Origin of the sequence: Lactobacillus sp. W8172, assembly GCF_016102055.1 — a bacterium.
Taxonomy (GTDB): domain Bacteria; phylum Bacillota; class Bacilli; order Lactobacillales; family Lactobacillaceae; genus Lactobacillus; species Lactobacillus apis_A.
The window spans coordinates 16,186-34,955 of the sequence record NZ_JACFPG010000002.1 but is presented as its reverse complement, the minus strand read 5'-3'; the positions used below and the strand labels follow the sequence as shown (position 1 = coordinate 34,955).

The following is an 18,770-nucleotide window of genomic DNA, read 5'->3' as shown; positions in this document are numbered from 1 at the left end:
TAAGTGAGGTGCACTGATGTTTGTTAAAACTGGTGACAAAGTAAAAGTTATTGCCGGAAAAGACAAAGGCAAAGAAGGTACTGTTCTTTCTGTTAACGTTAAGAAAAACCGTGTGGTTGTTAAAGGCGTTAATACAATTAAGAAACACCAAAAACCTTCTCAAACCAATGCTAATGGTGGTGTAGTTGAATCTGAAGGTTCAATCCACGCATCAAACGTTAAGGTTATTGCTAAGTCTGAAAGCAAAAAAGAAGAAACTAAGAAATAGGAAGGAGGACACAAATGGCAAATTATTTAGCAGAAGAATATAAAGAAAAAATTGTTCCTGCATTGCAAGAAAAGTTTGAATACAGCTCAGTTATGCAAGTACCTAAAATCGAAAAGATCGTTTTGAACATGGGTGTTGGTGACGCTGTTACTAATGCAAAGAACTTGGATGAAGCTGTCGAAGAATTAGCTTTAATCTCAGGTCAAAAGCCTTTAGTAACTAAGGCTAAGAAGTCAATCGCTAACTTCCGTTTACGTGAAGGTATGTCTATCGGTGCTAAGGTTACTCTTAGAGGAGATAGAATGTATGACTTCTTGTACAAGTTAATTAGTGTTTCACTTCCTCGTGTTCGTGACTTTCGCGGTGTTTCAAGCCGTTCATTCGATGGTCGTGGTAACTACACTTTAGGTATTAAGGAACAACTTATCTTCCCAGAAATTGACTTTGATAAAGTTAATCGTACAAGAGGTTTAGATGTTGTTATCGTTACTACTGCCAACACTGATGAAGAAGCTCGTGAGCTTTTAAGTCAATTTGGTATGCCGTTTGCAAAATAATGGAGGACACTAATGGCTAAAACATCACAAAAAATTAGAAATCATCGTCCTGCTAAGTTTTCTTCACGTGAATACACTCGTTGCGAGAGATGTGGTCGTCCACACTCCGTATATCGTAAATTTGGTTTATGCCGTATTTGCTTGAAGGATTTAGCACACAAAGGTCAAATCCCAGGTCTTAAAAAGGCTAGTTGGTAATACGGTTAGGAGGATAGCATAAATGGTCATGACAGATCCGATCGCAGATTACTTGACTAGAATTAGAAATGCCAACATGGCAAAGCATAGTTCAGTTGAAATTCCTGCATCAAACATTAAAAAATCTATTTCAGAAATTTTGAAACGCGAAGGCTTCATCCGTGATTACGAAGTTACTGATGACAACAAGCAAGGCATGATTAAGATTTTCTTGAAATATGGTCCAGACGGAGAACGTGTCATTTCAGGCTTAAAGCGTATTTCTAAGCCAGGTCTTAGAAATTACGTTAGTGCTGAAAACTTACCTAAAGTTCTTAACGGTTTAGGTATCGCCATCGTTTCAACTTCTGCCGGTGTAATTACCGATAAAGAAGCTAGACAAAAAGACGTTGGTGGCGAAGTTGTTGCTTACGTTTGGTAATTTTGACAGAAAGGAGAACAATCAATGAGCCGTATCGGTTTAAAAACAATTGAAGTCCCAGATAGTGTCACAGTTACCAAAGATGGTGACAACATCACCGTTAAGGGACCTAAGGGTGAATTAACTAGATACTTTGATCCAAAGATTACTTTCAAGCAAGAAGATGGCAAGATCAACTTTTCACGTTCAAGTGAAAGTGATAAGGCACTTCATGGTACTGAAAGAGCTAACTTAGCTTCAATGGTTGAAGGTGTAGTTAATGGTTATAAGAAGACTTTGAAGTTAATCGGTGTTGGTTACCGTGCAACTGCACAAGGCAACAAGTTAACTTTAAATGTTGGTTACTCACACCCAGTAGAAATGACTGCACCAGAAGGTGTTTCCGTAAAAGCTACTTCAGCAACTGAAATTGAAGTAGAAGGAATTTCAAAGCAAAATGTTGGACAATTTGCTGCTGAAATTCGCGATGTACGTCCACCAGAGCCTTACAAGGGTAAAGGTATTCGTTACACTGACGAATACGTACGTCGTAAGGAAGGTAAGACAGGTAAATAGTAAATAAATTTTTGAGGTGAAATTGTGATTTCAAAACCAGATAAAAACAAGTTACGCTTAAAGCGTCACAAACGTATTCGTGGCAAAATTTCTGGTACTGCTGAGCGCCCACGCTTAAGCGTTTTTCGTTCAAATAAAAACATCTACGCTCAATTAATTGATGACGTAGCGGGTGTAACGCTAGCAAGTGCCTCATCTTTAGATGATTCTGTTGCAAAGGATTCAGCTAAAGTAGAACAGGCTCAAGCTGTTGGTAAGGCAATTGCCGAAGCAGCAAAAGCTAAAAACATTTCAAATGTTGTGTTCGATAGAAGTGGTTACTTATACCACGGCCGTATTTCAGCTTTGGCAGATGCCGCTCGTGAAAACGGATTAGATTTCTAGGGAAGGAGATAAATACATGGCAAACCGCAACGATTCTCGTAATAATCGCAGAAATAAAGACGACATCGAAGATCAGTTAGTAGCAATTAATCGTGTCACCAAGGTTGTCAAGGGTGGTCAACGAATGAGATTTGCTGCCTTGGTAATCGTTGGCGACAAAAAAGGTCGTGTAGGCTTTGGTACTGGTAAAGCTCAAGAAGTTCCAGAAGCAATCCGTAAGGCCGTTGAAGCTGGTAAAAAGAACATGATTACTGTTCCTAAGGTTGGTACTACCATTCCTCATGAGGTAATTGGACACTATGGTTCAGGTAGTATTTTAATTAAACCTGCCCCAGCTGGTTCCGGAGTTGCTGCCGGTGGTGCCGTTCGTATCGTTATGGATATGGCTGGTATCGCAGATGTTACTTCTAAGTCACTCGGTTCAAACACTCCAATTAATGTTGTTCGTGCAACTATTGATGGTTTGAAGAAGCTTAGAACTAGTGAAGATGTTGAAAAGCTTCGTCACGCAGATTTAGATTAGGGAGACAATATAAATGACTGAATTAAAAGTTACTTTAATTAGAAGTGCTGCGCACCGTCTACCTAATCAACAAAAAATTGTTAAAGCTTTGGGCTTAGGTAGAATCAATAGTACAGCTACTCTACCAGACAACGCTGCTACTCGTGGTGCATTGATGAAAATTGCACACTTGATCTCAGTTGAAGAGATCAACAAATAAATTATTGAGGAGGTGCCGAATTAATGAAGCTTCATGAATTACATGCTGCTGAGGGTTCACGCAATACTAGAAAACGTGTTGGACGTGGTACTTCAAGTGGTTACGGTAAGACTTCAGGCCGTGGACAAAAGGGACAATTAGCCCGTCAAGGTGGACACACTCGTTTAGGCTTTGAAGGTGGACAAATGCCATTATTCAGAACTATGCCTAAGCGTGGTTTTAAGAATGTTAACCGTAAAGAATATGCAATTATTAATTTAGACGACTTAAACAAGTTTAAAGACAATGACGAAGTAACTATTGCAAGTCTTAAAGAAAACGGTTTGGTAAAGAAAGAATTATCAGGCGTTAAATTACTTGCCAATGGTGAATTGAAAGTTAAGTTAAACGTAAAGGTTAACAAAGTTTCCGCCGCTGCCAAGAAAGCAGTTGAAGCTGCAGGCGGATCTGTTGAGGTGATCTAATGTTTTCGACTTTGAAGAACGCCTTTAAGGATAAAGAAATTAGAAATAAAATTTATTTTACCCTCTTTATTCTTTTGCTTTATCGCATTGGAGCTAACATTACTGTTCCAGGTGTCAATGCAAAAGCGATTACTCAAGTTGCACAAACTGGTTTGGTCCCAATGCTGGACACTGTGTCCGGTGGTGGGCTAGATAACTACTCAATCTTTTCACTGGGTGTTTCCCCGTATATCACTGCACAAATTGTTATTCAATTATTGCAAATGGATATAGTTCCTACATTAGTAGAATGGGGAAAGCAAGGTGAAGTAGGTCGTCGTAAGACAAACAATGTGACAAGATGGCTTGCATTGGTTGTTGCTTTCATTCAGAGTATCGGAATCACGCTTGGTTTCAACGCTTTGACTGAGATGGGATTAGTCAAATCACAGACTTGGCAATCCTATGTTGAGATTGCAATTGTGATGACTGCCGGAACAATGTTACTAACCTGGTTAGGTGATGAAATCACTGATAAAGGTTTAGGAAACGGAGTTTCAGTTATCATTTTTGCTGGTATTATTGCTCGACTTCCGCGCGGCCTATGGCAGCTTTATAAAGATGAAGTTATTAACAATAGTGCGAGTGACCGTTGGCAAGGAATTGTGTTCTTCATTGCGATTATCATTGCAATACTCATCGTAACTCAAATTGTTACTTGGGTTGAACAGGCAGATCGCCGAATTCCAATCCAATACACTAGACGAGCAACTACCAGTGGCTCAGAAAGTTTCTTACCATTAAAAGTTAATGTTTCAGGTGTTATTCCAGTAATTTTCGCTAGTTCGTTTATCGTAACACCAGCGACAATTTTAATGGCCTTTCAAAGAACCCAAGGCGATCAACAATGGTACAAGGTAATGACTACAATCTTTAGTCTGCAAACTACGCCTGGTGTAGTAATTTACACAGTGTTGATTGTACTGTTTACTTTCTTTTATGCTTTTGTTCAGGTTAATCCTGAGAAGCTTGCTAAGAACTTGCAAAAACAAGGTGCATACATTCCTAGTGTATGGCCAGGCAAGGATACTCAAAAATACGTTTCAAAAGTGTTGATTAAATTATCAACTGTTGGTTCAGTATTTTTAGGTTTGGTAGCATTGCTACCACAACTTGCAACTAATTTGTGGGGCTTACCAAGTTCAATCGGACTAGGTGGAACTAGTTTATTGATCGTAATTGGGGTTGTCTTGGAGTTATCTCGTCAAATTAACGGCTTGTTAATGAAGAGAGAATATGTAGGATTCATCAGATAGGAACGAATAAATGATTAATTTATTTCTTTTAGGTTTGCCAGGTGCTGGTAAAGGAACAGTATCAGAGCAAATTGTTGATAAGTATCATCTAACTCATATTTCAACTGGGGATATGTTTAGAGAAGCAATGGCTAATGAGACCAAGGTTGGTCTTGAAGCTAAGAGTTATATTGACAAAGGTGATTTGGTACCGGATGAGGTTACAGCTAGATTAGTTGAAGAACGTTTGGGCCAACCTGATATTAAGGAAGGCTACATTCTAGATGGTTTTCCAAGAACTATAGTTCAAGCAGAACTTTTAGAAGAAATCACTAAAAAGCTAAATAAGCCTTTGACTAATGTTATCTCACTTGAAGTTAAAGAAGATACTTTAGTAAATCGTTTGTCAGCACGCTTCATGTGTAAAAAATGTGGTGCAACATATAATAAGATTACAAAGATGCCTAAAGTTGAGGGTACATGTGATCGTTGTGGTAGTCACGAATTTTATCAACGTGAAGATGACAAGCCAGAAGTAGTAAAGAATCGTTTACAAGTTAACGAAAAGATGAATACACCTTTAAAAGACTATTATCAAAAGAATGGAATTCTCAGCGTCGTTGACGGTGAGCAAACTCCAGAAAAAGTCTTTGAAAGTGTTGATGCGGTTTTAAGTAAATAGTAATAATTTGTATATTTACTTTTCCGTGTTATAATTTCAAAGTATGACTGTTTAAATGCGGAGGAACCACTTTGGCAAAAGATGATGTCATTGAAGTAAAGGGTAAAGTTATTGATACTTTACCTAATGCTATGTTTAAAGTTGAATTGGAAAATGGAGCTGAAATTTTAGCACATGTTTCTGGTAAAATCAGAATGCACTATATTCGTATTTTACCTGGAGACCGTGTTACTGTTGAACTTTCTCCTTACGACTTAACAAAAGGTAGAATTACTTATCGGTATATAAAATAATAACGGAGGGAAACATGAAGGTTAGACCATCTGTTAAACCAATGTGTGAACATTGTAAGATTATTAAAAGACATGGTCGTGTAATGGTTATTTGCCCTGCAAACCCAAAGCACAAGCAGCGTCAAGGTTAAAAACAAAATAGGAGGTGCAATTTATGGCACGTATTGCTGGTGTTGACTTACCAAGAGATAAAAGAATCGTTGTTGCATTAACATATATTTACGGTATTGGTGAACCAACAGCTCAGAAAATTTGTGCGGATGCTGGTGTTTCTGAAGACATACGTTCAAAAGATTTGACTCCAGATGACCAAGAAAAGCTTCGCGCAGAAGTTGATAAATACCGTGTTGAAGGTGACTTACGTAGAGAAGTCAGCATGAATATCAAACGGTTAATTGATATTGGTTCTTACCGTGGTATGCGTCACCGCCGTGGACTTCCAGTTCGTGGACAAAATACCAAGAATAATGCCCGTACACGTAAGGGCAGTAAGAAGAGATAAATAAAATTATAAGGAGGTTTATTGATGCCTAAAACAGCACGTAAACGTCGTGTAAAGAAGCACGTTGAAAAAGGCGTTGCTCACATTCACTCTACGTTTAATAATACTTTAGTCATGATTACTGACGCTCAAGGCAATGCAATTGCTTGGTCTTCAGCTGGTGCATTGGGCTTTAAAGGTAGCCGTAAATCTACACCATTTGCTGCTCAAATGGCAGCAGAAGCTGCAGCTAAGAGTGCAATGGACCAAGGAATGAAACATGTAGAAGTTTCCGTTAAAGGTCCTGGCGCTGGACGTGAATCTGCTATCAGATCACTTCAAGCTACTGGGTTAGAAATCACTGCAATTCGTGATGTTACACCAGTTCCCCACAATGGTTCTAGACCACCAAAACGTCGTCGTGTTTAATTTTGTTCTTAATGAAGGACGTTGCGTTTTGAAAGGGGCCTAGTAATGATTGAATTTGAAAAACCAAATATTACCGTTGTGGACCAAGAGAAGTCTTATGGTAAATTTGTCATTGAACCACTAGAACGAGGCTTCGGTACTACTCTAGGTAACTCATTACGTAGAGTTTTACTTACATCTATTCCAGGTACTGGACTTGTTTATGTTCAAATTGATGATGTTTTACACGAATTCTCAACCGTTCCAGGTGTTAGAGAAGACGTTGCTAAAATAATCTTGAACCTAAAGAAGCTTCAATTGAAATCATTTTCTGATGAGCAAAAGACAATTGAAGTAGACGTTGAAGGTCCGGCTACTGTTACTGCAGATGACTTAAAAGTTGATTCAGATGTGCAGGTTCTTAACCCAGAGCAATATATTTGTACTATTGCTGAAGGTGGACACTTACACATGCAAATTGCAGTTAAAAATGGCCGTGGTTACGTTGCAGCAAGTGAAAATAAGAGTGAAGATATGCCAATTGGTGTTATTCCAGTTGATTCTCTCTTTTCACCAATTGAAAAAGTTAATTATCAAGTTGAATCAACTCGAGTTGGTAAAAGAGATGATTTTGACAAGCTCACTTTAGAGATTTGGACTGATGGTTCAATCAAACCTAATGACGCCCTTAGTTTTGCTGCTAAAATTTTGGTAGCACACTTTAAAGTGTTTGAAACTGCTGATGCAAATACCCAATTCAATGACGTGATGGTTGAAAAAGAGGACGACACTGCAGAGAAGAAGCTTGAAATGACAATTGAAGAGCTTGATTTATCTGTTCGTTCATACAACTGCCTGAAGCGTGCTGGCATTAATACTCTGCAAGAACTGACTGATAAGACAGAAGCAGATATGATGCGTGTACGTAATTTGGGTCGCAAGTCATTAGAAGAAGTTAAAAACAAATTAACTGATTTGGGACTTTCACTTCGTCAAGAAGATTAATCTAACAAATAAAAGGAGGTAAACTGATGGCATACCGTAAATTAGGTCGCGATAGTGCACAAAGAAAAGCAATGCTTAGAGAAATGACTACTCAATTGATCATGAACGAACGTATTGTTACTACTGAAACACGTGCTAAGGAAGTTCGCAAAACTGCCGAAAAGATGATTACTTTAGGCAAGCGTGGTGACTTAGCTGCAAGAAGAAGAGCTGCTCGTTACGTACGTAATGAAGTTGCTGATATTCAAGAAGAAAACGATGCAGTTGTTGTAAAATCAGCATTGCAAAAGCTTTTCAGTGATATTGCACCTCGTTATAAAGACCGTAATGGTGGTTACACCAGAATTATGAAGCTGGCTAAACCTCGTAGAGGCGATGCAGCTCCAATGGTTATTCTAGAATTAGTTTAATTTAGATAACCAACTTAATAGCTATTAAGAATTACCCATGAGAGTGAGAATAAGCGTTAAGATGATGACGAAAGTTTAGTCTAGCTTAGATAAGTAAATTATCCCTCCTCATGGGTGATTTTTTTTGTTCTTTTTATCCTGCTGAGTCAGTTTATTTAAACTATTAGCAGGATTTTTATTTTTAAAATCATCCTTTTGAATGTCTAGTTTTCACCTTAACCGTAAGTTATTATAATAGATACAGTAATAGAAAAATTTACCAATAACACTATGCGGTGTGAAGCAGGTGAACTGATAATCATCTAACGAAATATGTGATTAATAGTCTTAAAGAGAAAAATAAAAAAGTGTAAGAAAGCATGATCATCGAAGAATTTTAGTTATTTTTTGGTACAATTAAATCATACTGTGAGAAAGGTGAAATCATGACAACAGATAATATTATAAAAATCAAAAATATCAGCTTCACGTATCCTGAGTCTGATTCGCCTGCTATTGATCAACTTAGCTTTGAGATTCCGAGAGGATCTTGGACATCAATTATCGGTCATAACGGAAGTGGTAAATCGACAATCGTTCGTTTAATCAATGGCTTATTAGTTCCGAATGAAAATGAAGACTCATTTATCGAAGTTGATGGAACAAAACTAACTGATGATTCTGTCTGGGACATTAGAAATAAAGTTGGGGTAGTTTTTCAGAATCCCGATAATCAATTTGTAGGGGCAACAGTTGCTGATGATGTAGCCTTTGGATTGGAAAATCGAGGAGTATTCCGGTCGGAAATGGTAAAGATTGTTCCAGAAGCAATTAAAGCTGTGGGAATGACGGATTATACACATACTGAGCCAGCTAACTTATCAGGCGGTCAAAAGCAGCGGGTAGCAATTGCTGGTATTATCGCAATTAGGCCAAAAGTAATTATTTTGGATGAGGCAACTTCAATGCTTGATCCTGAAGGCAGAGATCGGATTCTAAAGACAGTTCATCAGATGCAGGATGATTACAATTTAACGGTTATTGCAATTACACATGATATCGATGAAGCAAGCTTGGCAGATAATGTGATTGTCATGGACGATGGTCAGTTAATTACTCAGGGCACCCCTAAAGATGTATTCGCACAAGCCGAATTGTTAAAAGAAATTGGTTTAGATATTCCTTTTTATATGCAAGTAAAACAGGCATTACTTGAGAATGAATTTCCAATACCAGAACAAGTTAATTCAGAAAAAGAGTTGATTAAGTACTTATGTCAATTAAATTCGAAAAAGTAGGATATACATATTCACCAGGCTCACCACTAGAGAAAAAAGGACTTGATGATATTAGCTTCGAGTTAAAAGAGGGCTCCTTTACTGCAATTATAGGACATACTGGAAGTGGTAAGTCTACGCTGATGCAACATTTTAATGCGTTGCTTAAGCCTACCGAAGGACAAATTGAAATTGCAGGTACAACGATAACGCCTGAAACTTCCAACAAGAACCTAAAACAACTTCGTAAACATGTTAGTTTGGTATTCCAATTTCCAGAGTCACAGTTGTTTGAAAATACTGTACTTGATGATATAGCATTTGGACCAAAAAATTTTGGTTTTAGTGAAGAGGAAGCTAAAGAAAGTGCACGTTCATGGCTAAATAAGGTTGGTTTACCTAATGAAATTGGTGAACGCTCTCCCTTTGAACTTTCCGGCGGACAGATGCGGCGTGTGGCAATTGCAGGTGTAATGGCCTACGAACCAGATATTTTATGCCTTGATGAACCCGCAGCTGGTCTTGATCCACGTGCACGTAAGCAGATGATGAATTTGTTTTCTGAATATCAAAAAGCTGGTCATACTATTATTTTGGTTACACATAATATGGATGATGTAGCTAATTATGCTGACGATGTTCTTATCTTGGAGCATGGTAAGTTATTGATGCATGATTGCCCTGACCAAGTATTTAAAAATCGTGCGTGGCTCGAAGAACATCATTTAGAAGAACCCAAGGCTTCACTTTTCGCTGCACAGTTGGAAAATTTCACCTTTGCTAAGCCACCGTTAACAAAACACGATTTGGTAAAAGAAATAGAAAAGAATTTAAGGGGGTGAGTGTGCGTGAGTAAAATTTTAATTGGGCGCTATATTTCTGGTGACTCGCTGGTTTATAAAATGGATTCACGCGGTAAATTACTAGCCACTATCTTTTTTATTCTGATTGTTTTTATGGCGAATAACCCTCTTTCTTATTTAATTGTTACAGTATTTAGCTTAGTTGCTGTTGCTGCTACTAAGTTAAAGCCAAAGATCTTTTGGGATGGTATCAAACCGTTAATATGGTTGATACTATTTACTTCCTTTTTGCAGCTCTTTTTTACTGTGGGAGGAAAAGTATATTGGCAGTGGACAATATTTGCAGTTTCAAGCTATGGTATTGAGAATGCGATATTCATTTTTATTCGCTTTACGGTAATTATTTTAATTTCAACCGTTATGACGGTTACAACTATGCCACTTGAAATTGCTGATGCAATTGAATGGATCTTGACGCCGCTGAAGCTAATAAAGGTTCCTGTTGATAAAATTGCGTTGGTTATGTCGATTGCGTTGCGTTTTGTTCCAACATTATTTGATGAAACATTTAAAATCATGAATGCGCAGAGATCGCGGGGAGCGGATTTTAATAATGGTGGATTAATTACCAGGGCTAAAGCTGTAACACCGCTTTTAGTACCACTGTTCATTAGTTCGCTTGAAACTGCGATTGATCTGTCGACGGCAATGGAGTCGCGTGGTTATCGCGGAGATGAAGGTAGAACCAGGTTTCGCGTTTTAAAGTGGTCAAAATATGACTTAGTGAATTTGGGCTACTTTGCTAGTTTAATCGTATTATTATTAGTTTTTAGGACACATTAATGACTACTAGATATAAGATGACTTTGGCCTATGATGGTCACTTGTTTCATGGCTTTCAGTCTCAACCCAATCAGAGAACGGTGCAGGGGACAATTGAAGCAGCTTTAAAAAAAATGACTAAGGGACAAGATGTTTCAATTGAAGGCTCTGGCAGAACAGATTCTGGGGTTCATGCATTAGGGCAGGTTATTCATTTCGATTATCCGGGAACAAGAATTCCGCCAGAAAGAATGATTCGTGCTCTTAATTCAATTATGCCTCTCGATATTGTTTTTAAAAAATGTGAAATAGTTGATGAAAGTTTTCATGTTCGCTATAGTGCGAAAGGTAAATGGTATCGTTATCACGTTAGCTTAGATCGCTTTGTTGATCCATTCAAACGTTTTTATACAGGACATTATCCGTATCCAGTTAATTTGGAAAAGATGCAGCAGGCTGCGACTGACCTAATTGGTACTCATGATTTTACTAGTTTCGCTGCAAGTGGTGGACAAATAAAGAATAAAGTACGGACAATGTATTATGTTAATATTCAAAAAGATGAGCAAGAAAACGAAATTATTTTTGATTTTATTTGCTCCGGCTTTTTGTACAATATGGTGCGAATTCTTGTTGCAACTTTATTAGAGATTGGCAATGGAAAAAGACCGGTGGATGATCTTCCTCGAGTAATTGAGGCAAGAAATCGGGAACAGGTTAGAGAAACTGCACAAGCAAATGGTCTATTTTTATACCATGTTTTTTATGAAGATATCCCCAAAAAATATCGACTGGACAAGGATTAATATTGACAAACTGCTCAAATAGACGTATTCTATTTAAGTATGTTTGTCCACGATAGGCCCCGGAATCTTATTGTTTTCAAACAACGTATTAACGGAGGAAATTAAATTGCGTACTACACAATTAGCAAAACCTAATGAAATTGAACGTAAGTGGTATGTTATTGACGCAACAGACGTATCTTTAGGTCGTCTGTCTACTGCAGTAGCAACTATTTTAAGAGGTAAAAACAAGCCTCAATATACACCAAATGTTGACACTGGTGACAACGTTATTATTATCAACGCTGCTAAGCTTAAGTTGACTGGTAAAAAGGCTACTGACAAGATTTACTACCACCACTCTTCTCATCTTGGTGGCTTAAAAGCTACTCCAGCAGGTGACTTACTTGCCAACAACCCAGTTAGATTAGTTGAATTGTCAGTTAAGGGAATGCTTCCAAAGAACACTCTTGGTCACCAAGAATTCATGAAGATGCATGTTTATGCTGGTGAAGACCACAAGCATGAAGCACAAAAGCCTGAAAAATTAGACATTAACAAATTAATCTAGGAGGTTAAATTAAATGGCACAACAAGTTGCATATGCAGGTACTGGCCGTCGCAAGAATTCAGTTGCGCGTGTACGTTTAGTACCAGGCAGTGGTAAAATTACTGTTAACAACAAAGACATTGATGAATACATTCCATTCCCTAACTTAGTTAAGGACTTGAAGCAACCATTGACTTTGACAGAAACTGACAACCAATATGACGTTAAAGTTAACGTAAATGGTGGTGGATTCTCAGGTCAAGCTGGTGCAATCCGTTTAGGTATTGCTCGTGCTCTTCTTGAAGTAGACCCAGATTTCCGTGGTCCATTAAAGAAGGCAGGCTTCTTAACTCGTGATCCAAGAATGGTTGAACGTAAGAAACCAGGTCTTAAGAAAGCTCGTAAAGCTTCACAATTCAGTAAGCGTTAATTTTATTTTAGATGTATTAACGTTTTGCTGCAGGATTGCAGAGCATAAAATAAAAAAGCACTTACTAAACTACAGTAAGTGCTTTTTTGTTGTAATTTTTTGGAGATAGATAATGGTACAAATAGAATTAACTCGCTTTAGAATTAAAAAAGGTAAAGAACAAAGGGCTGAAGAGTGGATGAAATTCCTAAATGATCATCATGCTGATACAGTTGCGATAATGGCAGGTGAGAAAATGTATGTTGAAACTGTTTTTAAAGAAGAAAATGCCGATGGCTATATGTATTTTTACTGGTACTCAATTCAAGGTGAAAATGGTAATGCAGTTGAAGATTCTGAGAGCTATATTGATAAAAAACACCTAAAGTACTGGGAAGAATGCATTGATAGCATGTATCACCCTGTTGATATGACCTTGATGCAAAGTTTGCTTGCACCTAAAATTGAAGACTGCATTAACTAAAAAGCTAATATAAATTGCATTACTTTTTGTAGCAACTTGGTAGAGAAGAATAGAAATCATGGCATCTATGAAAGGCAAAAGACAAGCTTCTTAAATCGTAAGAAGCTTGTCTTTTTGTATATTTGTTTCCAAAAATTAAAATTCTGAATTTTATTAATGCACTTATTCATAGCGCAAGGCCGTAATTGGATCTAATTTTGCGGCTCGTCTTGCTGGCAACGTTCCTGCTAAAAATGTAATTAGGCAAATGATACCGACGATTAACAAGCTACTGGACCAATTAAACTGGACTAAAACAAAACCATCTATTCCTTTAAGGAAACTACTTGTTGCTGCTTTATTCAATAATTGGCCTAAGCCCATTGCAGAAATTAATCCTAACAATGACCCGATTAATCCAATTAAAATAGCCTCACAGCTAAAAATTGAGAATACTTTCCCGCGGCCTAAGCCAAGGGCTTTCATTAAACCAATTTCACGTGTTCGATCACGAACTGACATGTAAAGTGTATTGATAACACCGAAACTAGCAGCAATCAATGCAATTGCCCCAAAGATAATTAACACACCGGTTGCTGCATTAAAGGTTTGAAATAGTTGTTTGACGGCTTCCTTTAGAGTTTGTGCGTCATAGCCTTTTTTGCTAAGGGCCTTTTCGGCCTTTGCAACTGCTGCGTCGCTTTTTCCAACTGGAGTTGCCACAACTTCGGTATAACGATCTTTAAGTGCTTTCGGCAGACCATCTTGGTTGGCGGCAACAATTTTTTCACTTAAGCCATGACTATATACTGATTGACCGCTGTTTACCATACTCTCGTTTCTGATACCAACAACTTTTGCAGTGATAGTTGATTTTTTCTTAGTAACAGGTGAAATAACAAACAAGTTTATCTTTTTGCCAAGTATCTTACGAACATTTTTATAGCCAAAAGCCTTAGCCATTTCTTTTGTTAATAAAATTTCTGATTTATTTCCAGAAGTAGCTACTTGTTTACCAGCAAATAAATCATATTTGATACCAAAGGTAGTTTGCGCGTTGATCACATATTTAGTCTTACTTTTACCTTGAGCATATTCAACGTTATCATCTTTCATTGCTTTAACGTTTTTAATTCCTTTGGTGCGCTTGATTTTTTCGACATCTTTTTTAGTCATCATGCCGTCAGCGTTTTGACTACTTTTCTTAGTACTATATTTCTGCGGTCCTGTACCATCTCCAGCTGAGTATTGCGGTGAAATAATCATTTGCTCAGTGTTACCAACATTACCAATTTGTTTATGTAAATAGTCATTAACACCCGTATTAATTCCTAGTGTAATACTAATTGTTAAAGAACCAATTAAAACGGCAATAATAGTTAATAGAGTTCTTCCTTTGTTATGCCATAAGTTGGATCCAGCAGAGTTTAAAATATCACGGAATTTCATTAGAAATCTCCTTTCACTACTTGACCATCTTTAATTTGGATTTGACGATCACATTTTTGGGCTAAGTCTGGATCGTGGGTAACGATAATCAAGGTAATACCTTTTTCACGATTCAGTTTGAAAAGAATATCTTCAACTTTTGCACCGGTATTAGAGTCTAAATTACCTGTTGGCTCGTCGGCAAAGATAATTTCTGGATTGTTAACAAGTGCTCGGGCGATACAAACGCGTTGCTTTTGACCACCTGATAGAGCACTAGCTTTATTATTCATTTTTGCTTCTAAACCAACCGCTTCAAGTGCAGAAGTTGCTAATTCACGTCGTTTTTTGCCAGTTACACCAGCTATCTTCATTGGCAACATAACGTTCTCAAGAACACTATCTTGTGCATTGAGGAAAAACTGTTGAAAAACAAAGCCAAAAGTCTGGTTTCGCAACTTGTTTAATGACTTTGCCTTAATTTTTGCTGTTGGTTGGTCATTTAGTAAAATGCTGCCTGAAGAGGGATGATCTAGCAAAGCCATAATATGCATTAAGGTTGATTTGCCAGAGCCACTTTTACCAATGATAGCAACTGATTCTCCTTTTTCAATCTTCAAACTAACGCCGCGTAATGCCTGAAAGCTAGTTGTTCCTTTCCCATAAGTACGTGTAATATCCCGCACCTCAATTAAACTCATTTTATTCACTCCTTTTGTACTGCTGTCATATATAAATAATACACTGGATGATTTAAAATTCAATACATTATGGAACTAAAATTAAAAAAAGATGTAAATGAGAGTAATGTAGTAGCGTAAAATTCATTAGTTGCCTAACTAATTGAAGTTTAATTGACACTTCGGTTGCAATCTGATGGCTTGCATAACATGTTTTTGAGTTCTACAATATTATATATAATATAGTATAGAGGAGATGGAAACATGCATTTTCAAATTCAGTCACGCTTGCTTGACGGTGCAATTTTATCCTTTATTGATGAAGAAAGTCTTTAAAAGACTAATTACAGTGGAATAGGACTAAAGTAACTGAACTCATTTTCAAAACCACCTTTAATTCAAATTGACTTCTTGTCTTTAAACCAGCATAATCAGCAATAACAATTTTTTACTAAGTGCAAACGGCACAAGAAGGAGTGGATTATAATGTTGAAAAAACCATCTAAATTAGCTCAAGGTGACAAAATTGCTGTTGTGAGCCTTTCGCAGGGAACACTGGGTGAGGACTTTGCAGCTCATCAACTTAAGCTGGGTAAAAAAAGAATTGAAGAACTGGGATTAACACCTGTTTTTATGCCTAATGCTCTTAAAGGAATAGATTTTGTCAAAAATCATCCTGAAAAAAGGGCGACCGATCTGAAACAAGCTTTTCTTGATCCAGAAATAAAAGGAATAATTGCGGCTATCGGCGGCGATGACACATTCAAGATTTTGCCCTTTTTAATGGAAGACGAAGAATTTAAACAGGCAGTGGTTAAGCAGCCAAAACTGTTCACTGGTTTTTCAGACACAACAATTGACCATCTGATGTTTTACCGGCTAGGGATGCAGAGCTTTTATGGTCCAAGCTTTTTAAACGATTTTGCAGAACTTGATACAGAAATGCTGCCGTATACGAAGAAGACAATCGAGCACTTTTTCACCAATCCTGCCACTACTGAAATTCCAGCGAGTGAAACTTGGTATGAGGAAAGAACAGATTTTTCTGCTGTCCAAGTTGGCCAACCACGTGTCAGTCACCAAGATTCTGGATATCAAGTCTTGCGTGGACACGGGCAAGTTCAAGGTCATTTGTGGGGTGGCTGTATCGATAGCATTTATGATGCATTAGATGGAGAACGCTATAGCGATGAACCAGCAGTGATTGCACGTTATCAATTGCTTTTAAAGCCAGAAGAAACTAAGGACAAAATCATCTTTCTTGAAACTTCTGAAGAACAGCCGGAACCAGCTTTGTATCGGAAAAAGTTGGCGCGCCTCGCTGAAGCTGGAATTCTTGAAAATGCGCAAGCAATTTTAGTTGGCAAACCTCAAAACAAAAAGTACTTTGCTGAATATCAAAAAGAACTGCTTGAAGTAACACAAGAATACAATACACCTATTTTGTATAACGCCAATTTTGGTCACGCTTATCCACATACGGCATTGCCATATGGTGCGTTAGCGAAAATCGACTTTGATCAGCCAAGTCTGACAATTATGGAACCATGGTTTGCATAATTAGAAAAAAGAAGCCATCTAGCATAGAGCTAGGTGGCTTTTTTGTGTAGATAAATTAAAAATTAGCGTGAAGGACTGACCCAAGTTCCAGAGCCATGACCCAAGATAGTTTTAATTGCAGGAACAAAAGTTGTCACAATAGTAAGTGTGTTGATAATCCACAAACATAATAGGTAAATTGGCGCAAATAGTAAATACTCAATCTTATTGCCTTTGCGGTCAATCATTAGTGCGATAACTAATTGCATTGTACCCGCAATCATTTCAAAGCAAATCAAGATTAAAGCTGAGAATAACAAGTAAACTAACTGGGACCAATTTTGTGTAAGTGCAAAATTACCTACTAAATAGGTGAAAACAAATGTGGCTAACCAGAAGAAGAAAGACCAACAAATGCTTAGTGTTTGATCCAGTAACATTAATGACTCACCTAAATTTTTGAGTGGATGGCGTAAAACCTTTCTTAAATTGGTCAACCAAACTTCGGTTCCACCCTTTGCCCAGCGCTTACGTTGGTGGTAGAGTTCTTTGAGCGTTTCTGGAACAAGTGTGTAAGAAATGATTTCAGGGGCAAAAACTGCCAACCAGTTGTTCAGTTGGTGGTCCCAAGCAACACTGATGTCTTCGGTTGCCCGGTCCTGTCGAAACATCCCCACATCAATTAGGGCACTCTTGCGGTACATCGTGTTCGCACCGCTATAGGCAAAAATACTACCGAAAACCCCCATTTCCGCTCTTTTAATAATGCCAACAATGCTTGAAAATTCAACTGTGGTCGATTTGGTAATCAACTTGGTTCTATTCCGAACTTCCACATTAGAAGTCACAGCAGCGATATTTTGTCCTTCCGGACTATTAAAATAATTAACGTAGCGCATCAGAGCATCTGCTTCTGGAAGTGTATCCGCATCGTTGCTGAGCACTAAGTCACCTTTAGCAAAAGCGAGGCCGATATTAAAAGCATGAGCCTTACCCTTATTTTCAGCTAAGCGAATTACACGCAATCGCTTAGATTGTTGCTGCAATTTATGCAGAATTTTGGGTGTATTGTCGGTTGAGCAATCGTCGATCACTAGTACTTCATAATTAGTGTAGTTTAACTCATTAAGTAGGTAGCTAATCGTTTCTTTAATTGTAACCTCTTCATTATGAGCGGGAACCATGATGGTAATAAAGGGCTGTTCACGTGAGTCCAAAATCGTGAAGTTCCTCTTTTTGTTTTTAAAAACATATTTATAACAAAGTCCACCAACGAACCAGGCCAAACCGCCTAAGATTGGGTAGGAAACTAAAATCAAAAATAGTACTTTAAAAACTGTTTTAGCTATTAGCCAGATTGATGTCATAACTTCCTTTCTCCTTTGGCAAATAGTGTCTGAGCAAAGTCAGTCTCAAGGTTTTGTTGCGGCTCAACACAATAAAAACTGCAGTTGTGCCGTTCGTCCGAGTTACCAAATTTCTCCTGCCAGGCCTGTTCGACTAGTTGTGAACGCTCTTGTTGCCGGTCTTGGTCAACTACGAGATGGTCACGCCAGCTAGCAGCGAAGCGATAATTGTTTAAAAAAGTTAATGTTAGATAGGAGATGCTGATAAAAACAAAGTAATCGTCAAAGAATTTTGCTAAAAATTCCAGTGGACGCAAAATAGCAGTATTGTAGTTAAAGGGGAGTAGGGATGCAAAGTGAGGCTGCCAAAGTGGTAGGGCTAATCCAAAAAAGGGCAAAAAAACAAATAGCCAGCCGAGCAAAGCTATGCTTGTTTGCTCGATTTTTAGGTGCCAATCTCCACTAGTAAAATAGTCATCTTCAATTAAGTCAGTTGTTCTTTTCTGCTTCAAAGCAATTTCCCTCCTTGCTAGGTAAACTGTGCATTAACAAAGTGCGTTTTATACT

The 18,770-nt window shown here is 37.8% G+C and carries 29 protein-coding genes; 25 read left to right on the top strand and 4 right to left on the bottom strand.

Features of this window, described 5'->3' with window-relative positions:
- Positions 1 to 16: 16 nt before the first annotated feature.
- The 24 genes from rplX (at position 17) to H3R21_RS03625 (ending at position 13,231) form a co-directional block, all read left to right on the top strand.
- Positions 17 to 268: a 50S ribosomal protein L24 gene (rplX, locus tag H3R21_RS03740; RefSeq protein WP_046307564.1), complete on the top strand. Its 252-nt coding sequence runs from the start codon at positions 17 to 19 to the stop codon at positions 266 to 268.
- A 14-nt stretch (positions 269 to 282) separates the two neighbouring features.
- Positions 283 to 825, top strand: a complete 543-nt coding sequence (gene rplE / locus H3R21_RS03735) for a 50S ribosomal protein L5 (RefSeq protein ID WP_046307563.1) — start codon at positions 283 to 285, stop codon at positions 823 to 825.
- A gap of 12 nt (positions 826 to 837) precedes the next feature.
- Complete coding sequence (locus H3R21_RS03730) at positions 838 to 1,023, top strand: type Z 30S ribosomal protein S14 (protein ID WP_046307561.1); 186 nt, start codon at positions 838 to 840, stop codon at positions 1,021 to 1,023.
- 22 nt (positions 1,024 to 1,045) lie between these two features.
- Complete coding sequence (gene rpsH / locus H3R21_RS03725) at positions 1,046 to 1,444, top strand: 30S ribosomal protein S8 (protein ID WP_046307559.1); 399 nt, start codon at positions 1,046 to 1,048, stop codon at positions 1,442 to 1,444.
- A gap of 24 nt (positions 1,445 to 1,468) precedes the next feature.
- Positions 1,469 to 1,999, top strand: a complete 531-nt coding sequence (rplF, locus tag H3R21_RS03720) for a 50S ribosomal protein L6 (protein ID WP_046307557.1) — start codon at positions 1,469 to 1,471, stop codon at positions 1,997 to 1,999.
- 24 nt (positions 2,000 to 2,023) lie between these two features.
- Complete coding sequence (gene rplR / locus H3R21_RS03715; protein ID WP_074425750.1) at positions 2,024 to 2,383, top strand: 50S ribosomal protein L18; 360 nt, start codon at positions 2,024 to 2,026, stop codon at positions 2,381 to 2,383.
- 16 nt (positions 2,384 to 2,399) lie between these two features.
- Positions 2,400 to 2,906 carry a 30S ribosomal protein S5 gene (rpsE, locus tag H3R21_RS03710; protein ID WP_046307555.1) on the top strand — a complete coding sequence of 169 codons (507 nt, stop codon included), beginning with the start codon at positions 2,400 to 2,402 and terminating at the stop codon, positions 2,904 to 2,906.
- 13 nt (positions 2,907 to 2,919) lie between these two features.
- On the top strand, positions 2,920 to 3,105 hold the full coding sequence (gene rpmD / locus H3R21_RS03705) for a 50S ribosomal protein L30 (protein ID WP_046307554.1): 186 nt from the start codon (positions 2,920 to 2,922) through the stop codon (positions 3,103 to 3,105).
- Between the two features lie 23 nt (positions 3,106 to 3,128).
- The gene (gene rplO / locus H3R21_RS03700) at positions 3,129 to 3,569 is read left to right on the top strand and encodes a 50S ribosomal protein L15 (RefSeq protein WP_046307553.1); all 441 of its coding nucleotides are present in this window, start codon (positions 3,129 to 3,131) and stop codon (positions 3,567 to 3,569) included.
- A complete protein-coding gene (gene secY / locus H3R21_RS03695) occupies positions 3,569 to 4,864 on the top strand; it encodes a preprotein translocase subunit SecY (protein WP_198183112.1) in 1,296 nt (431 codons plus the stop codon). The genes rplO and secY overlap by 1 nt, the downstream gene beginning before the upstream one ends.
- A 10-nt stretch (positions 4,865 to 4,874) precedes the next feature.
- The gene (locus H3R21_RS03690) at positions 4,875 to 5,525 is read left to right on the top strand and encodes an adenylate kinase (RefSeq protein WP_074425749.1); all 651 of its coding nucleotides are present in this window, start codon (positions 4,875 to 4,877) and stop codon (positions 5,523 to 5,525) included.
- Between the two features lie 71 nt (positions 5,526 to 5,596).
- A complete protein-coding gene (gene infA, locus H3R21_RS03685) occupies positions 5,597 to 5,818 on the top strand; it encodes a translation initiation factor IF-1 (RefSeq protein ID WP_046307550.1) in 222 nt (73 codons plus the stop codon).
- 14 nt (positions 5,819 to 5,832) lie between these two features.
- Positions 5,833 to 5,949, top strand: coding sequence for a 50S ribosomal protein L36 (gene rpmJ, locus H3R21_RS03680; RefSeq protein ID WP_046307548.1), 117 nt, complete (start codon positions 5,833 to 5,835; stop codon positions 5,947 to 5,949).
- 23 nt (positions 5,950 to 5,972) lie between these two features.
- Positions 5,973 to 6,320 (top strand): 30S ribosomal protein S13, encoded by a 348-nt coding sequence (rpsM, locus tag H3R21_RS03675; RefSeq protein ID WP_046307546.1) that lies wholly within the window; start codon positions 5,973 to 5,975, stop codon positions 6,318 to 6,320.
- 24 nt (positions 6,321 to 6,344) lie between these two features.
- Positions 6,345 to 6,728 (top strand): 30S ribosomal protein S11, encoded by a 384-nt coding sequence (rpsK, locus tag H3R21_RS03670; protein WP_046307544.1) that lies wholly within the window; start codon positions 6,345 to 6,347, stop codon positions 6,726 to 6,728.
- Positions 6,729 to 6,773: 45 nt separating this feature from the next.
- Positions 6,774 to 7,712: a DNA-directed RNA polymerase subunit alpha gene (locus H3R21_RS03665; RefSeq protein WP_046307542.1), complete on the top strand. Its 939-nt coding sequence runs from the start codon at positions 6,774 to 6,776 to the stop codon at positions 7,710 to 7,712.
- Positions 7,713 to 7,738: 26 nt separating this feature from the next.
- A complete protein-coding gene (gene rplQ / locus H3R21_RS03660) occupies positions 7,739 to 8,122 on the top strand; it encodes a 50S ribosomal protein L17 (RefSeq protein ID WP_046307540.1) in 384 nt (127 codons plus the stop codon).
- Between the two features lie 425 nt (positions 8,123 to 8,547).
- The gene (locus H3R21_RS03655; protein WP_198183110.1) at positions 8,548 to 9,399 is read left to right on the top strand and encodes an energy-coupling factor ABC transporter ATP-binding protein; all 852 of its coding nucleotides are present in this window, start codon (positions 8,548 to 8,550) and stop codon (positions 9,397 to 9,399) included.
- The gene (locus tag H3R21_RS03650; RefSeq protein ID WP_198183108.1) at positions 9,375 to 10,220 is read left to right on the top strand and encodes an energy-coupling factor transporter ATPase; all 846 of its coding nucleotides are present in this window, start codon (positions 9,375 to 9,377) and stop codon (positions 10,218 to 10,220) included. The genes H3R21_RS03655 and H3R21_RS03650 overlap by 25 nt, the downstream gene beginning before the upstream one ends.
- Positions 10,221 to 10,226: 6 nt before the next feature.
- Positions 10,227 to 11,024 (top strand): energy-coupling factor transporter transmembrane component T, encoded by a 798-nt coding sequence (locus H3R21_RS03645; RefSeq protein WP_198183106.1) that lies wholly within the window; start codon positions 10,227 to 10,229, stop codon positions 11,022 to 11,024.
- The gene (gene truA, locus H3R21_RS03640) at positions 11,024 to 11,809 is read left to right on the top strand and encodes a tRNA pseudouridine(38-40) synthase TruA (RefSeq protein ID WP_198183104.1); all 786 of its coding nucleotides are present in this window, start codon (positions 11,024 to 11,026) and stop codon (positions 11,807 to 11,809) included. The genes H3R21_RS03645 and truA overlap by 1 nt, the downstream gene beginning before the upstream one ends.
- Positions 11,810 to 11,915: 106 nt before the next feature.
- Complete coding sequence (rplM, locus tag H3R21_RS03635; RefSeq protein WP_046307532.1) at positions 11,916 to 12,359, top strand: 50S ribosomal protein L13; 444 nt, start codon at positions 11,916 to 11,918, stop codon at positions 12,357 to 12,359.
- Positions 12,360 to 12,372: 13 nt separating this feature from the next.
- Complete coding sequence (rpsI, locus tag H3R21_RS03630; protein WP_074425745.1) at positions 12,373 to 12,768, top strand: 30S ribosomal protein S9; 396 nt, start codon at positions 12,373 to 12,375, stop codon at positions 12,766 to 12,768.
- Positions 12,769 to 12,880: 112 nt separating this feature from the next.
- Entirely contained in the window at positions 12,881 to 13,231 is a 351-nt protein-coding gene (locus H3R21_RS03625; RefSeq protein WP_198183101.1) for a DUF6176 family protein, read from the top strand.
- A 162-nt stretch (positions 13,232 to 13,393) separates the two neighbouring features.
- Here H3R21_RS03625 and H3R21_RS03620 read toward each other — a convergent pair whose 3' ends face one another.
- Positions 13,394 to 14,659, bottom strand: coding sequence for an ABC transporter permease (locus tag H3R21_RS03620; protein ID WP_198183099.1), 1,266 nt, complete (start codon positions 14,657 to 14,659; stop codon positions 13,394 to 13,396).
- Positions 14,659 to 15,339, bottom strand: coding sequence for an ABC transporter ATP-binding protein (locus H3R21_RS03615; RefSeq protein ID WP_198183097.1), 681 nt, complete (start codon positions 15,337 to 15,339; stop codon positions 14,659 to 14,661). The genes H3R21_RS03620 and H3R21_RS03615 overlap by 1 nt, the downstream gene beginning before the upstream one ends.
- A gap of 468 nt (positions 15,340 to 15,807) precedes the next feature.
- Between H3R21_RS03615 and H3R21_RS03610 the strand changes: the two genes are divergently transcribed.
- Positions 15,808 to 16,878, top strand: coding sequence for a S66 peptidase family protein (locus H3R21_RS03610; RefSeq protein WP_370628089.1), 1,071 nt, complete (start codon positions 15,808 to 15,810; stop codon positions 16,876 to 16,878).
- Positions 16,879 to 16,940: 62 nt separating this feature from the next.
- Here H3R21_RS03610 and H3R21_RS03605 read toward each other — a convergent pair whose 3' ends face one another.
- A complete protein-coding gene (locus tag H3R21_RS03605) occupies positions 16,941 to 18,224 on the bottom strand; it encodes a glycosyltransferase family 2 protein (protein WP_109715745.1) in 1,284 nt (427 codons plus the stop codon).
- Complete coding sequence (locus H3R21_RS03600; protein WP_198183093.1) at positions 18,221 to 18,715, bottom strand: cell division protein; 495 nt, start codon at positions 18,713 to 18,715, stop codon at positions 18,221 to 18,223. Before H3R21_RS03600 ends, H3R21_RS03605 begins: the two co-directional genes overlap by 4 nt.
- Between the last annotated feature and the right edge of the window lie 55 nt (positions 18,716 to 18,770).